The sequence below is a fragment of the Alteromonas sp. DYW1 genome (assembly GCF_059752595.1).
Genome location: NZ_CM186038.1, coordinates 735,491 through 750,442, shown reverse-complemented (window position 1 = coordinate 750,442; position 14,952 = coordinate 735,491). Strand labels below are relative to the sequence as shown.

The following is a 14,952-nucleotide window of genomic DNA, read 5'->3' as shown; positions in this document are numbered from 1 at the left end:
AAAATACCCGATATGTTGCGAAAAGAAAAGTATTCCCCTCCAGTCCCCCCTAAACTACACTAGCTGTGTTGAAATGACAAAATGCCAACGTTAATGAGAAGGCAATGCAAGCACAAAAAATAGGCGCGAGAGTCGCCTATCAAATCCTCAATGGGTTCGATAAGAATTACCGTTGGTACACCCGCATCACACGGGGCGCGCAAACACGCTTTGAGCAGGGTCAGTGGGCCGCCACGCAGCAAGCCGTGAAAGAGCGGATCAGTATTTATGAACAGAGTTTGTCTGATGTGGTCAGTGAGATCTATCAACAAATTCACGTTCATCATCAGGATCTTCTCTTTTGGCAGCAACTTAAGCAACACTTTTTACTGTTACTCGACCATCATCCACAGTACGAACTTGCAGAAACCTTTTACAACTCGGTGATAGGTCGGGTCTTCCGGCATCGTCAAATCGACGAAAGCATTATGTTTGTTTTACCCAGTCGCTGCTTTCTGCCGGGCCATGACCGGGCCCATGTGGTGAACAGTTTTGATACCACCGGTACCGTGCGGGCAATGTTCGAATCAATCTTGCACACTTACCGCTTTAACATTGATTTTGAGGATCAGGAACGCGATTTGCAGCTCATGGACAGTGCACTGCGGCGTCGTTTAAATCGAGCACAATTAGCCAGTGTTACTGCCGTAGAGTTACTAAAGCCGGTATTCTATCGCGGTAAGGCTGCCTATTTGATCGGCCGTATTTGTATGCCGGATGATACTCTACCATTCGTACTTGCGCTGCAAACCAATGACTCACAACAGATTTTCGTTGATGCGCTGCTCACTGAACGCAAAGACTTGAGCGTCATATTTGGCTTTGCTCGTTCCTATTTTATGGCCGATACCCAATTCCCGGCCGAAGTTGTCGCATTTTTGCAAGAATTACTCCCCAATAAAAAGCAATTCGAATTGTATATGGCCTTGGGTTTTTATAAGCATGGAAAAACCGTATTTTATCGGAATTTTCTTGAACATTTGCAGCAAAGTAACGACAACTTCTGTATTGCTCCCGGTATCCGCGGGTTGGTCATGGCCGTCTTCCATTTACCTTCTTACGGCGTGGTGTTTAAAATCATCAAAGACGAATTTGCAGAAAGCAAAAAAATCACTCGAGACCACGTAAAAGATTGCTATCGGCTGGTAAAAACCTCAGACAGAGTTGGACGTATGGCCGACACTCACGAATATGTGAATTTTCGTTTTCCGCGCGCACGCATGGAGCCTGAGCTGATCGACGAGCTGCTCGAAACTTGCCATTCCAGCATAGAACTAACCGATAACGAGGTGATCATTAAGCATCTCTATATTGAGCGCAAGATGATCCCGCTTAACCTTTATCTACAGCAAGAAACCGACCCAGAAAAGATCCGCAATGCTATTGATGAATTGGGTACCTGCATTAAACAAATTGCGCTCGCCAATATTTTCCCCGGCGATATGTTACACAAGAATTTTGGCATTACTAAGCATGGCCGAGTTGTATTTTACGACTATGACGAAATTTGTTTCATGCATGAGCGCAACTTTAGAGCTTTGCCGAAATCTGATGATCCCTACGTATTGGATACTCTTTCTGTAGCGCCTAACGATGTTTTTCCTGAACAATTTGAACATTTCATCGTTGGCAAAAAACAATTTAAAGATATTTTAAAAGAATTGCATGGGGATCTAATGACTCCAGAGTATTGGCAAGAGGTACAGCGCATTACTGCAACTGGAGCCATCCAAAATTTCTCCCCTTACCCGCCTAGCCGACGTTTTACTCGCTAGCTTTTGATTGCGGCTTGTTTTAACCAAAGGCCATTAGCAAACGAACTAACAAAGTGATTGCGCAAGCAAAGCCAAGCACCCAGAAGATACTCCGCAAAACGTGCCAATTAAACCAATAACACAGCAAATAGATTAATCGGCTTGCGACAAAACCAACGGCTAACAGCTTAGCGGTGTCATCGATTGCCCCAAGGGCAATGACAGTCACTGCCGCAGGGGTGAAATAGGCGATAGCTTCAAAACTGTTTTTGTGTGCCGCGAGTGCGCGCGCGCCGAATCCGTGCAGTTGGGACTGCTGCTCGCGCGGATGCCGGTTATCATAGCCTGCCAACTGGTGCATGGCTAAGGCAACGGGAGCTTTGGCCACGATAGGTAAAATAAGGGTAATTAACAAGCAAATTAGCATAACCGCCATAGTAGCGTCCTCTATTGTTTTTCTGGTCTGGTAAATAACCTGGATGAAAAATTTGTCATGTAAATAAACTAATCTAAATTTAACTACGCCCACGTATGAATGGCAAAACTTTCGATACCGACTCCTATGAATTGTTTAATCATTGAAGACGATAATGCGGTAAGCCAATACATACAGCATGGCTTACAAGCACATGGGCATGACTGCACTGTGTGTCGAGATGGAGAAGCTGGCTTGCAGGCATTGGCGACGGAGCAATTTGCCGCGGTTATTTTAGATCGCATGTTACCTAAACTTGACGGATTGGCGGTTTTACAAGAGGTTCGACAAACTTATAACGATCTGCCTGTGCTGATATTAAGTGCCCAAAGCAAAGTTGATGACCGCGTTTCCGGCTTGCGCGCAGGCGCTGATGACTACCTTACCAAGCCTTTTGCTTTTGAAGAATTGCTGGCGCGCCTGGAAATACTGGTTCAACGCCATGGCAAAAATCCAACAGTTACTGTTCCGGAAACCACGCTAGCAATTGGCGATCTTAGACTTGATCTGCTCAATCGAGAAGTCACGCGTGAAAATGAAAGCTTTGTGTTAAAAGCCCGTGAGTTTCGGTTACTCGAGTTTTTGATGCGCAACCCAAATAAAATAATAACCCGTTCTATGTTACTTGAACACGTGTGGGATTATAACTTTGATCCACAAACCAACATTATTGATGTGCATATTAGCCGTTTACGCAACAAAATTGATAAAGGTTTCGCGCATACTATGATTGAAACTGTGCGGGGTGCTGGGTATCGGTTACACGCTGAAACCGAAACTAATACGACGTAGTATCTCGGCCTTTGCGCTTACCCTCATACAAATGATGATCGGCAACATTAATGCATTCGTCCAACGTTTGCCCAGGCTTGATCTCACTAACCCCAATGGTTAACGTAACCTTTACTACCTGCTGTTCGAAATTAACTTCAAGTCCCTGCATCGCTTGACGAATTTTATTTGCTGTCGCAACTGCCGCTGTCAAGTCAGTATTTACCGCAAGCAAGATAAATTCCTCTCCGCCCCAGCGCGCCAAAAGATCATGCTTGCGGACTAATTGGCTCATAACCTGCGCGCATGCTACTAATACACGATCACCGCAGGCGTGACCCATTGTGTCATTAATTTGTTTGAAGTGGTCGATATCAATCATCAAAATAGAAAACGGCACACTCAAACGTTTGAAACGATCCAATTCAAGCTCAGCATGAGCGCGAAAGTCACGTCGATTGCGCAAGCCGGTAAGTTCATCGGTTGACGATAAACGCATTAATTTCCGGTTACTGTCTTCCAAATCTTGCGTTCGTTTTTCAACTAAGCGCTTCAACTTTTCTGAACGTTTTTGCAGATCCCAGACCCGCCACTTGTAAATGGCAGTGATTGTTAGCAGCGTCAATAATACCCACAACACTTGTGACCAGGTATTCCAATACCAAGGGGGAGTCACCACAATCTCAATACTGGCTTGATTCTCACTCCAAACGCCATCTTTGTTAGTTCCCCGCACGTGTAAGCGATAGCGGCCCGGGTCCAAGTTTGTATATGTTGCAACCCGATGACGCGCGATTGCAGTGTTCCAGTCTTGATCAAAACCATCCAATTTAAATGCATATTGATTGGTTTCGGGTGCGGCGAAATCTAAAGCACTAAATTCAATACTAAATACATTATCGCTGTGGGCTAGGTTGATGCGTCTAGCAATATGAATAGGTGCATTCAATATGCTTATTTCAGCATTATCCAAGTTCGCGATTACCGGTTTATTCAAGACCAATAAATTCGTTAACACCACATTAGGCTGCCATTGCGAAACGCCGATTTCGTCGGGATAAAAATGACTAATCCCACGTGGACCAGCGAAAACCAACTGGCCATTCGTCGCTTGAACACTATGGTTAATATAATAGCCCTCGGAAAATGCCCCGTTTTTCTTATTGAAATAACTGATTTCTTGCGTTTTGATATCGACGTGTGCAATACCTTCGGTAGTACTGGCCCATATGTCACCTTTTCGATCAAGCTGGATCCCACCAATCGATAATGAGGCTAAATGTGAGTCAGGATAAAGTGCCTCGAATTCTATTTCAGCATTTCTCTTAATCGACATTGCATAAATGCCCGAGCCTTGCGTCCCCAATAAAAACTCCGTTGCATTAACTTGAGAGACCCAAGTAACGACGCGCGGACTGCGTTGTGCTGATACCCTTGAGTCATCGTGAAGGTTGGTAATTTGACCGGTTTTCTTATCTATCATTAACAACCCTTCAATGGTTCCGGCCAAGACAAAATCCGGGTGAGATGCTAATGCATGAGTGACAGTCGCGACTTCCCAATGACCCAGCTGTGCACCTGATTGTGCATTGATCCGATACAGTCCACTATTGAAAGTTCCGACCCAAAGTTCACCATTTGCGTAAGCAATATGAAAAACATTCGCATCAGACAAAAAACTGGCTGGCTCCAGTTGGGGTTGCCCTAGAGAAAGACGATAAATGCCAGTTGTCGTGCCAACCCAAAACTGACGGTTTGGTTGGTCAAATGCCAAACTCCGAATAGTGACGGTACTTATTTGCTGAATGCTTTCAGGTGTTGGGAACTTTATTGGTCCGCGTACGACTCCAGATTCATCTCGATACCATATGCCGTTTGTAGTGCCAAACCAAAGTCGCTCAGCATCATCAAATGCAAGGCCGCGCACCCAGGTATTGGGGGCTGCATTTAATGATTTTATTTGCAAACTATTGGGATCAAATATAGAAAACCCACCCGTCCAAGTTCCTTGCCAAACGAGTCCTGACTGACTTTCGAAGGTACGAGTCATGTGCGCAGAACTAAGGATGCTCGCTCCCTTGTTATGGTAATAAAAATCGGCCGCTTGAGTGGGATCATCTTGACGCATGATCCGTAATCCCGTCATTGCGCTTATCCAAATATCGCCGTTGCGCAGTTGCTTTATCGCATTGACGCCAGACCGGGTTAATTCGTCGGGTAATCCATGTAAGGGCACTAACGCATCAATTCGGAAATCAGGGGCAGTTAACCGCAATACGCCACGCTCTAGTGTAGAGAGCCAAAACTCTCCCGATTCCAAGCGCTCAATGTCGGTTACCTGAATACCTAGTAAACTTTGTTGCGGCGGAACTTTCGCCGTTAGGTCAATCAGTAATAGGCCTTCCGTTGTAGCAACCAGCGCAAGCTCTGGGGTTATGGCATTGACATCGAGTACCCAAGCACTGGCACTGATCGGAATATCAATCGATACAAAGGCGTCAGTTTCAGTGTTATACCGAAACAAACCATGCCGTGTACCAGCCCATACTTGGCCAAATTGATCCGCGGTTATACTGGGTACGATAAAGCGCTGCTCGCCATCGTTCGCAAGCAGAGGGTAATGTTTGAAGGAATTTGTTGCATATTGGTAACGGCTGAGACCACCAGAGGTTGCGATCCAAATGTCGTCAGATTCTGGGTCTAGCAGCAGCTTGTATGCGAACTCTCCGATCGGCCCTGAACCATCGAGTACTCGGTCTTTTTTATAGATGGCAAAGTTGTAACCGTCATAGCGATTTATGCCGTTTTGAGTTGCTAGCCAGATAAAACCCTGCCGATCTTGCACTATATCCGCCACCGTGACTTGGGACAGTCCGTCACTAACACCAACATGACGAAAATGCGTCGGAATCTTTAGGGTTTCGGCTTTAACAGGGGCCGTATCACCGAACACCAGCGATGCACAGAATACGGTCACTACACACAAATAACGCCTGAGGCAAAGGGTCGGATATATGGTCAGTTCCTGCGCGTTTTAACTTCTACATCATTAAACATAGTCCAGCTTTAACCATCTGCAAGCTGAACGACAAAAGTGAGCCAAACTCTACCGGTCAACAGATAAATCTCTAATGATATCCACCATTTCATTGGTTCGATTATTTATTCGCGCAATAATCGCCCCAGCTTCTTTGATTTTTGTCAGACTGTCATTGGAGTGCTCTTGGATATGATTGATTGCTGTTACTGCAGAAGACGTCAATGCATTGTTTTCCTGCACCATTGCTTCAATTTCTCTGGTTGAGGAGGAGGTGCGCGATGCCAGTTGTCTCACTTCATCGGCAACCACAGCAAATCCTCGCCCTTGTTCACCGGCCCGAGCCGCCTCAATCGCTGCATTGAGAGCTAATAAGTTGGTTTGATCCGCGATCTCATGGATAGTATTCACAATTTTCGCTATTTCCTGCGACTGCTTGCTGAGTTTGTCAATGTTTTCAACGGAAGCATCAAGTTCGGCTTTGGCTTTGTCCATGGTTTCAAGTGTTGCTGCGATACACTCGTCCCCCTCATTGGCAATGTCGTCGGTCTCAACGCTGGTTTTAAGCGCCAGCTCGGCGGTTGTATTGTGTTTTTGGATAGTTGCAGTGATATCTGTGGCGACTTTTACAATTTTTATCAACTTGCCATGAATATCAAATATAGGGTTGTAGGAAGCTTCGAGCCATAGATCATTACCTGACTTATCTTTACGCAGGTAACGGCCCTGTTGATACTCGCCTTGCCCCAACGCTAGCCAAAAGTCACGGTACTCTTGACTGTTAACTAATTCATCGGGACAGAATAAACGATGATGTTGACCTTGTATGTCGGTTAGCGAATAACCGGTGGCATTTAAAAAATTATCGTTCGCAGTTAAGATAATTCCTGCTCCGTCGAACTCAATCGTTGCCATGGAACGGTCAAATGCCGATAACACAGCCTCGGACGCAGTTCTAGCCTTAACATTCGCGGTGACATCTGAAGCGATCTTTACGATTTTAAACACTTGCTGTTGCGCATCAAAAACCGGACAATAAGTAGCTTCCAACCAAATATCGTCACCCGTTTTACCTTTTCGTAAGCACTCCTGTGAGAATGCTTCACCGGCTTTCAGCTTTGACCAAAACGCCTTGTATTCAGGCGAGTCAACCAAGGCTTCTGGGCATAGTTTACGATGATGTTGCCCAATCAACTCCTCTGCGGCATAGCCTACTACCGCAAGAAATTTGTCATTCACTTTCTCAACGATGCCATCGGGTGTAAAGAATATCATCGCATTATTACGATCGAGGGCATCTAAAACCGCTTGATTGCTTTGTGCGATTACTAATTGAGGATGATTATCTAACTGATCTTGCTGTTTACCAAACCACATGAGTGAAACTGCTCCAGTAAAAACAATGCCTTATTGGTATAAGTATATGTCAGCATTTACAGTTATCCATAAAACCCCTTAATATCGCGGCAAAATCTTTACTGTTTTTGCATAAAAATAGTGACTTCGGCCATGACCAAACCAAACTTTCGAATATAGCTACGGTTCATCATGGTATTTTCATCAAAAGCCCAAAACCAATCATCGAACGCAACACGATAGGTGGTACCATCAACGGGTAGGTCCATTTCATAACTGAAATTAAACGCATTTCCATACGCGATCCCTTGCGCTGGTCCGGCTATATCGCCAGCATTGCCAATATAATCACCGCTAGACGTGCGCTGGATCCGCCAAACGCGACTGTCAGGGCCTTCCCCGACGCCATAATCAAACGTTTCATCGAGGATCAATACATCGTCTTGCATACGCCCATCGATATTCACAATGAAGCGCTGAACCACTTCACCACTGCGGTTTTGTACAATCCCCCATGCCCTGACTTGGCCGTTAAAGAAACTGTTAATATCAAACGTCGGTTGAACATTTTTGTAATCTTCACCATCAATCGATACGCTACAGCCTGACAACGCTAGTAGCGCCCCAATGACAAGTGAAAAACGGAAAAGCTTATACATAATCCCTCCAATAGAATAAGTAATTAATATCAACGTTGCATGATGATCTAAAACATCGGTTTATTTTGCGCTTGAAAGTTAGGCTGACGTCCTCGTTGGCGTGTTACTACAAGTTAAGTAGTTTGCGCCGCAAAGCAGGTTCTGATGTGCGCTCACCTAACCAGATATTGAAAAACTGGCGAGTAAACTCAGCATCATCGACTGAACCCAGCAGAGTCGAATCCAAGTAAAATTGGGTTACCCCATCGGCTGCTATGCCAGTGATAGACTGCCCCTCTTGTACATCTGGGAATAATGCCGTCATAGTCTCGCCCCACTGCCGTAAACGCTCCGTATCTTCAAATCCTTGCTGACGAATTTCCTTCACCGAACGCTCAGCAATGTCTTCACCTTTAAAATCGCGCAGATAAGTAATTACCAACGCGAAGCCTTGGTCTGCAGTGTATTGACCTTCGGGCGCATACAGCTTGGCTCGATAAACATCCCAAAAGAAATATTCTAACTTGGCCTCTCCTACCAATTGATATTCCGCCAATCCGAGATTGGAAATTAGTAAATTCGCCATCGTTTTTCCATGCAATCCGAGGAGCAGCAATAAGGCAATTAACCAACGTTGACCGCGCATAAGAGTCTCCTTTTAATAAACCCTATAGTGGTTACGCGGATTTGCTCTCTATGATCAACTCTAGAGATTAATTTTTTGTCATTTCCCGATACTCGCATAACGCTACTTAGGGCGGTTTAAAGCACATAGAAAACAGACATATCAGCCATACAACCCTATACACAAGCGAATAAATGCCGAATAATCCAGAGTTAATTAGTTCCGGATTTGACTGAATCGCATACTTTTGAACGCGCTTATTCACTCGCAATTATCGATAGCCACGCCGAGCCCACTGCAGCGTATATGCCCCACATGGCGAAACGCAGATAAATACGGGCTATGGATCAAACGCGATGATTTGATCCATCCTGTTATTTCGGGCAACAAGTGGCGCAAATTACAACCGTTAGTTGTCGACATCGCGACTACTGCCGAACGGGGTGTCGCGAGTTTTGGCGGCGGGTTTTCTAATCATATTCACGCACTTGGCTACATTTGCCACCGTTTGAATATTCCTTTTTACGCTATTATTCGCGGCGACTACGAGAGTACCCCTACCCCGATGTTGCAAGACATTGACGCTTGGGGAGCAAACATCCGTTATGTAACTAAAAGCGAGTATAGACAACGCACGGAAATCGAGTACCTGCATACTCTGCAACAACGCTTACAGGTAGATTTAGTGATCCCTGAAGGTGGTAGTAAACAAGGTTACCTTCAGGGAATGCAACTGCTGCATGATGAGATCGTGGAACATATCGACCTTCTGATTTGTCCTGTTGCCAGTGGTGGCACACTTGCTGGACTTGCCATGAGTGAGGGTTGTGTGAAAGCATTGCTCGGCGTGGCGGTATTAAAAGGGTCCGACTATTTGGCATCACTCGTCACCGGCTTAATCGACCGAAAACCTCAAACTCCGTATACGCTTACGCATGAACATCATTTTAATGGGTATGCCAAAGCACCAAAAGAACTGAGAAACTTTTGCCAAGACATGGAGCAACAATTAGCAATCCCTTTTGAACCCGTATATTCGGGTAAGGCACTCCATGCGTTTAAACATATCGTTGAAAGTGGTCAATATGCCGCCGGTAGTCAACTTGCCCTGTTGCATACGGGCGGCCTCCAGGGAGCTCGCCCGCTGAAGCGTTGAACCAATAAGCGTGTTCATTCGTTTAATCCGGACTATGTGTGAGGAGAGGCCAATGCGAAAACCACGCTCAACTTCAGCTCCCCCTAAACTGTCACCATTGGTAGAGCGCTCATTAAATTTTGCTAAGTTGCTATTGAATCTTGGGAACTCGTTTTATCCTTTTGCAACACTGACCTACGGCAGCAAAGCCCAATCCGTGTGTTGTTCCGATCATGAGGCAGAAAATGGCAATCTCATTGAACAATTGGAGTGGTTGTTATTTGAGAAAAGTTATCAGCGAGACAACTCGGGGAGTGTGCTAGTTTATCTGGCAGAATATCAGGGCAACCAAACATGCACAGAAGCTGTGGTTGTCTCACTTGTTAATGCGCAGCAGCAAACATCCCAGTATATTTACCCGATAAACCGCAGTAAAAGTGGTATTACTTTCGGGTTGCCACAACTGATCTAGCTGATAACTTCACTTGCAAGATCGTGATTTACTGCTAGCATTCAGCGCAAATTCAAAGAGAGTCTTTAGGATATTAGTTTATGGCAAAAGTACTAATTATTGGCGCCGGTGGCGTAGCCGCGGTAACCGTTAAAAAATGTGCCCGTTTAAGCGAACACTTTGACGAAATTTATTTAGCAAGCCGCACCGTATCAAAATGTGAAGCCTTGCAGCAGGAGGTTGGTGCAGACCGAGTTAAGGCCGTTTTCGCCATCGATGCCGATGACGCGAGTGAAGTAGAAGCCTTGATCAACAAGGTTAAACCAGACTTGGTCATCAACCTCGCCTTACCCTACCAAGACTTGCCCATTATGGATGCATGCCTTGCGACTAAGACCGATTATTTGGATACCGCCAATTACGAACCCAAAGATGAAGCCAAGTTTGAATACTCTTGGCAGTGGGCATATCAAGAGCGCTTTAAGGAAGCCGGCATCATGGCGTTGCTTGGTTCTGGATTTGATCCGGGTGTTACTAACGTTTACACCGCCTATGCGGCAAAACATTACTTCGACGAAATTCATTACTTAGATATTGTTGATTGTAATGGTGGCGATCACGGTCAAGCGTTCGCAACTAATTTTAATCCAGAAATTAACATCCGCGAGATCACCCAACGTGGCCGTTATTTTGAAAATGGCGAGTGGAAAGAAACCGACCCACTAAGTGTACGCGAGGATTTGGATTATCAAAATATCGGTGTCCGGGCTTCCTATTTAATGTTCCACGAAGAATTGGAGTCTATAGTTAAGCACTTCCCGACCCTCAAGCGAGCGCGATTCTGGATGACATTTGGCGATGCCTATCTGACTCATTTACGAGTCTTAGAGGGCATTGGCATGACCAGCATAGAGCCTATCGAATTCCAAGGTCAGAAAATTGTGCCATTGGAATTCTTGAAGGCCGTGTTACCTAATCCAGGGTCACTAGCAGAAGGTTACACAGGTAAAACCTGTATCGGCACTTATATTACCGGTGTTAAAGACGGTAAGGAAAAAACCATCTTCATTTATAATAACTGTGACCACGCAGCATGCTTTGAGGAAGTCGGTGCACAAGCGGTTTCCTATACCACTGGCGTCCCAGCAATGATCGGTGCAGCACTCATGCTGAACGGTACTTGGAAGCAGCCCGGCGTTTGGAATATGGAACAATTCGATCCTGACCCATTTATGGACATGTTAAATAAGCATGGTCTGCCATGGCATGTGCTTGAATGTGACAGCCCATTTGCCCGCTAACGAGGAATGACTATGGACCTGACCACTCGCAGCGATATTCCATCACCGTGCTACGTGCTGATAGAAGAGAAACTCGAACGCAATTTGCAGCTGATGCAACGAGTGCAAGCTGAATCTGGGGTAAAGATCATTCTTGCCCTAAAGGGCTTTTCGATGTGGTCAGCGTTCAAGCAAATCGGTCAATACTTACACGGTGCAACAGCCAGCTCAGTCTGGGAAGCAAAGCTTGCAAAGTATGAAATGGGTGGAGAAGTGCATGCTTACTCGCCAGCCTATAAAGAAGCCGACATGCAGGCTCTGGTTGAGCTTGTGGATCATCTCTCGTTCAACAGCATCGCGCAATGGCAACGGCATCAAGCAAGCGTAGAAGCGGCGGGACTGTCAGTTGGACTTCGTGTCAACCCCGAGAATCAAGAGGCTGACACGCCGTTGTATGATCCCTGTGCCCCAGGTTCACGTCTCGGCATTCGGGCAGACCAGTTGCGAGGCATAGATCTGACCGGGATTGATGGCTTCCATGTGCATAACCTATGTGAATGTGATTCGTTTGCGACCGAACGCACCCTGAAAGCGATTGAAGAAAAATTTTCCCCGTGGCTTGGGCAATTAAAATGGCTAAATTTAGGCGGCGGGCACTTAATGACGCGCCAAGGCTACAATGTCGAGCATCTAATTGCGACTTTGAAGGATTTTAAAGCCCGGTATCCGCATCTAGAAGTGATTATGGAGCCGGGCTCAGCTGTCGCTTGGGATACTGGCCCTTTAATTGCTGAAGTCGTCGATATTGTAGAAAACCAACAGCAAATTGCGATCCTCGACATTTCTGCCACTGCACATATGCCTGATGTACTTGAGATGCCGTATCGGCCTCGCATTTTGCATGCGGGCCAGCCAGGCGACAAGCCTTACAGCTACAAACTAGGTGGTAACTCTTGCCTTGCCGGTGACGTGATTGACGAATACAGTTTTGAACAGCCGCTACAGGTCGGCGACCGCCTGCAGTTTGAAGATATGATGCACTACACCATGGTAAAAACCACATTTTTCAATGGTGTTGAACATCCCGCAATCGCGATCTTACGCAAAGATGGTACGTTGGATGTTATCCGGACCTTTGATTACGAAGATTTTAAAGGGCGTTTATCTTAACGCCCGTTAAAAATAATACTGCACACCTAACTGACCGCTACGTGGCTCGCCGGGGAAATACCGCGGTCCACTAAAAGAAGTAAAATCACCTCGCTCAGCGTAGTGCCGATCAAACAAGTTGTTGATTTGTAACGTCGCCGTCAATTGTGGCGAGAGTTGCCATACTCCGCGTAAATGGAACAGGTGGTGGCCATTGTAACGGTCGGTGTTTTCTGGCGCGATGAAATAATCATCGCTGAATTCCCAGTCTAGCTCGGCGCGTAATGCTGGACTTACCTGCCATTCCAGCTGCGCCCCGCCAAGCCATCGCGGCGCGGTATCCATATCCTGGCCAACCACATCACCTATGCCGAAATCGCTGGCGTAAGAATGCTTGTTATAACTCAGTGCAGACGCTAACGTCCAAGTATCCGACAGCGGTACACGCAGCGAAACTTCAATACCTCTATGCTGAGTCTTGGCATCACTGCGATTAAAAAAATCACTATCACGAATAATGACATTGTCTTTATTCATGGCATATACCGCCGTTTGTAAATTCCAGTCGTTGCCAAAATATTGATAACCGACTTCCACATTTACTGCCGATACGCTATCTAGGTCTGCGCTGCTTTGCGCTCGCTGCAGACGATAGAGTTCGGTGGCCTGGGGGGCTCGATAGCCTTGACCAACCGTCGCATACCAAGCGGCGTTGGGATCAACTTGATAGTACAACGATACTCGTGGGGTCAGATTAAAGAAGTTATCTTTGCGATCATCCGGACGAGAATAGCGACAACCGCCAAAGCTACATGCTTGACCGTTCTCATCCACCCGCCCGCTGACCATACGGTTATCGTAGTCATAGCGCATCGATTCGGCACGCAAACCTACGGTAACCCGCCAGTCTAAAGCCACTTGCCAGTTAACTTGCGCAAATGCAGCCAGTTGTGTGGCATCGACCTGATAATCATATTGTTTACCCGCTGGTATTGTCGCTTGTAAAAAGGCAGACCCTGGCGTTGCCTCCGCTTGGGTTTGCTGTAGCTGCGCTTGAGTCGCTTCAGCATCAGCACCAACCTGCAACTCAATATCAGAATGCAGTTGCCACTGCACCGTTGATAATACGCCGATGCTTTGCTGGCTGTTATCTTCCAATGGCTGGCCCGGTAAAAAGTGCATTAGAAAGGTCATATCCTGCCAACGAAAGTAGGGCGTAATTTGCCAGCTTACATCTTGCTTGGCGACACTAGTAAATTTTGCCCACCCCCGAACGGCACTGGCCTGCCTAAAAGCTTCTGGGTTTGCATTCGAGCGCGCAAGTTCGGTATTTTTATAACTATCCAAGCCGACAATATAGCCGGCAGTTTCTTGATCCAGATGACTCGCACTTATCCCTATTTCCACGTCGGTTTGTGAGCCAGCATTACGATAACGAATATGCATTTTTTGCTGCAATAAGCCTTCTTCATCTCGATATCCATTGTCATCCGTCAGCGACAACTGAATACCCAAGCCGTGCGCTTCGCGATCATTGCCGACAGATATTTGGCCACGCTGATATCCGTAAGAACCCCACTCTGCTTTTACCTGATCAGGTGCTACTATTGGATCTTGTGTAAGTACATTAATCACGCCATGAATCGCATTAGAACCATACACCACAGTACCCGGCCCTTTGAGTACTTCGATCGCTTGAGCGTATTCCGTTCCAGCTTCAAGTAACTCATTAATGTTACAGAAGCCCGCCGCGCGTAAAGGTATTCCATCTTCGGCAGTCAGTAACTCACCGCACGCACCAGCCCCAGTAAAAACCGGCGAGCGAACTGCGGGAAGATATTCTTGGCCATTTCCGCGTTGCAGATTAACCCCCGCAATTCGATTGAGTACCTGTTCGATATGCTGAGGGTTGACCATCACCAGGGCTTGCTCATCCAGCCAACCTAATGCACCAGCGTGATCTTTTGCGACGCTTGCGAGACGCGATGATGTCGTGGTGATCCGTTCAATATCGTTCGCATCAGATCGAGCAAAAGCAATCTGACTTGCAAATAAACAAAGGGGAAAAAGAATGACCAGATATCGTTTCATTTATCTCTTAAATTCAGTTTGAGTGGTGCTGTGCGAACATAATACCAAGTCAGAGTGAGTACACCGTAAGGCTCATCGCAGTGGACTTGCCATTAGTCGAAGCATAACAACATTAAATACAACGTTTATTCGACTGAGCGTTGACTTAAAC

Annotated in this window: 12 protein-coding genes; 6 read left to right on the top strand and 6 right to left on the bottom strand. The window is 46.2% G+C overall.

All coding sequences use genetic code 11. The features are described 5' to 3' along the window. Positions 1-104 precede the first annotated feature (104 nt). Complete coding sequence (gene aceK, locus AC121Z_RS03405; RefSeq protein ID WP_498126682.1) at positions 105-1,814, top strand: bifunctional isocitrate dehydrogenase kinase/phosphatase; 1,710 nt, start codon at positions 105-107, stop codon at positions 1,812-1,814. Positions 1,815-1,833: 19 nt separating this feature from the next. On the opposite strand, the gene AC121Z_RS03400 is transcribed toward aceK, so the two are convergent. Further along, complete coding sequence (locus tag AC121Z_RS03400; RefSeq protein ID WP_498126681.1) at positions 1,834-2,229, bottom strand: MAPEG family protein; 396 nt, start codon at positions 2,227-2,229, stop codon at positions 1,834-1,836. 126 nt (positions 2,230-2,355) lie between these two features. On the opposite strand from AC121Z_RS03400, the gene AC121Z_RS03395 reads away from it, so the two are divergent. Then, positions 2,356-3,060, top strand: a complete 705-nt coding sequence (locus tag AC121Z_RS03395; RefSeq protein WP_498126679.1) for a response regulator transcription factor — start codon at positions 2,356-2,358, stop codon at positions 3,058-3,060. Here AC121Z_RS03395 and AC121Z_RS03390 read toward each other — a convergent pair. From AC121Z_RS03390 to AC121Z_RS03375, 4 genes are all read right to left on the bottom strand, one after another. Beyond that, positions 3,047-6,016 (bottom strand): diguanylate cyclase, encoded by a 2,970-nt coding sequence (locus AC121Z_RS03390; RefSeq protein WP_498126677.1) that lies wholly within the window; start codon positions 6,014-6,016, stop codon positions 3,047-3,049. The genes AC121Z_RS03395 and AC121Z_RS03390 overlap by 14 nt on opposite strands. Positions 6,017-6,145: 129 nt before the next feature. Continuing rightward, positions 6,146-7,453, bottom strand: a complete 1,308-nt coding sequence (locus tag AC121Z_RS03385) for a methyl-accepting chemotaxis protein (protein WP_498126675.1) — start codon at positions 7,451-7,453, stop codon at positions 6,146-6,148. Between the two features lie 98 nt (positions 7,454-7,551). Further along, positions 7,552-8,091 carry a DUF3833 domain-containing protein gene (locus AC121Z_RS03380; protein WP_498126673.1) on the bottom strand — a complete coding sequence of 180 codons (540 nt, stop codon included), beginning with the start codon at positions 8,089-8,091 and terminating at the stop codon, positions 7,552-7,554. Positions 8,092-8,197: 106 nt separating this feature from the next. Continuing rightward, on the bottom strand, positions 8,198-8,716 hold the full coding sequence (locus AC121Z_RS03375) for a chalcone isomerase family protein (protein WP_498126671.1): 519 nt from the start codon (positions 8,714-8,716) through the stop codon (positions 8,198-8,200). Between the two features lie 226 nt (positions 8,717-8,942). On the opposite strand from AC121Z_RS03375, the gene AC121Z_RS03370 reads away from it, so the two are divergent. The 4 genes from AC121Z_RS03370 to nspC all read left to right on the top strand — a co-directional run bounded on the left by AC121Z_RS03370 (position 8,943) and on the right by nspC (position 12,731). After that, positions 8,943-9,851 (top strand): 1-aminocyclopropane-1-carboxylate deaminase/D-cysteine desulfhydrase, encoded by a 909-nt coding sequence (locus AC121Z_RS03370; protein WP_498126669.1) that lies wholly within the window; start codon positions 8,943-8,945, stop codon positions 9,849-9,851. Between the two features lie 52 nt (positions 9,852-9,903). Beyond that, entirely contained in the window at positions 9,904-10,302 is a 399-nt protein-coding gene (locus tag AC121Z_RS03365; RefSeq protein ID WP_498126667.1) for a hypothetical protein, read from the top strand. Between the two features lie 80 nt (positions 10,303-10,382). Then, positions 10,383-11,582, top strand: a complete 1,200-nt coding sequence (locus AC121Z_RS03360) for a saccharopine dehydrogenase family protein (protein WP_498126665.1) — start codon at positions 10,383-10,385, stop codon at positions 11,580-11,582. A 12-nt stretch (positions 11,583-11,594) separates the two neighbouring features. After that, entirely contained in the window at positions 11,595-12,731 is a 1,137-nt protein-coding gene (gene nspC, locus AC121Z_RS03355) for a carboxynorspermidine decarboxylase (RefSeq protein WP_498126663.1), read from the top strand. Positions 12,732-12,737: 6 nt separating this feature from the next. Here the strand turns inward: nspC and AC121Z_RS03350 are convergent, their stop codons facing one another. Continuing rightward, positions 12,738-14,801, bottom strand: coding sequence for a TonB-dependent receptor (locus AC121Z_RS03350; RefSeq protein WP_498126661.1), 2,064 nt, complete (start codon positions 14,799-14,801; stop codon positions 12,738-12,740). Positions 14,802-14,952: the final 151 nt, after the last annotated feature.

Excerpts from the sequence above, each read along its gene's own strand:
- aceK (WP_498126682.1), top strand. The coding sequence starts at position 105 with ATGCAAGCACAAAAAATAGGCGCGAGAGTCGCCTATCAAATCCTCAAT.
- nspC (WP_498126663.1), top strand. The coding sequence starts at position 11,595 with ATGGACCTGACCACTCGCAGCGATATTCCATCACCGTGCTACGTGCTG.
- AC121Z_RS03350 (WP_498126661.1), bottom strand. The coding sequence starts at position 14,801 with ATGAAACGATATCTGGTCATTCTTTTTCCCCTTTGTTTATTTGCAAGT.
- AC121Z_RS03400 (WP_498126681.1), bottom strand. The coding sequence starts at position 2,229 with ATGGCGGTTATGCTAATTTGCTTGTTAATTACCCTTATTTTACCTATC.
- AC121Z_RS03380 (WP_498126673.1), bottom strand. The coding sequence starts at position 8,091 with ATGTATAAGCTTTTCCGTTTTTCACTTGTCATTGGGGCGCTACTAGCG.
- AC121Z_RS03395 (WP_498126679.1), top strand. The coding sequence starts at position 2,356 with ATGAATTGTTTAATCATTGAAGACGATAATGCGGTAAGCCAATACATA.
- AC121Z_RS03365 (WP_498126667.1), top strand. The coding sequence starts at position 9,904 with ATGCGAAAACCACGCTCAACTTCAGCTCCCCCTAAACTGTCACCATTG.
- AC121Z_RS03375 (WP_498126671.1), bottom strand. The coding sequence starts at position 8,716 with ATGCGCGGTCAACGTTGGTTAATTGCCTTATTGCTGCTCCTCGGATTG.
- AC121Z_RS03360 (WP_498126665.1), top strand. The coding sequence starts at position 10,383 with ATGGCAAAAGTACTAATTATTGGCGCCGGTGGCGTAGCCGCGGTAACC.
- AC121Z_RS03385 (WP_498126675.1), bottom strand. The coding sequence starts at position 7,453 with ATGTGGTTTGGTAAACAGCAAGATCAGTTAGATAATCATCCTCAATTA.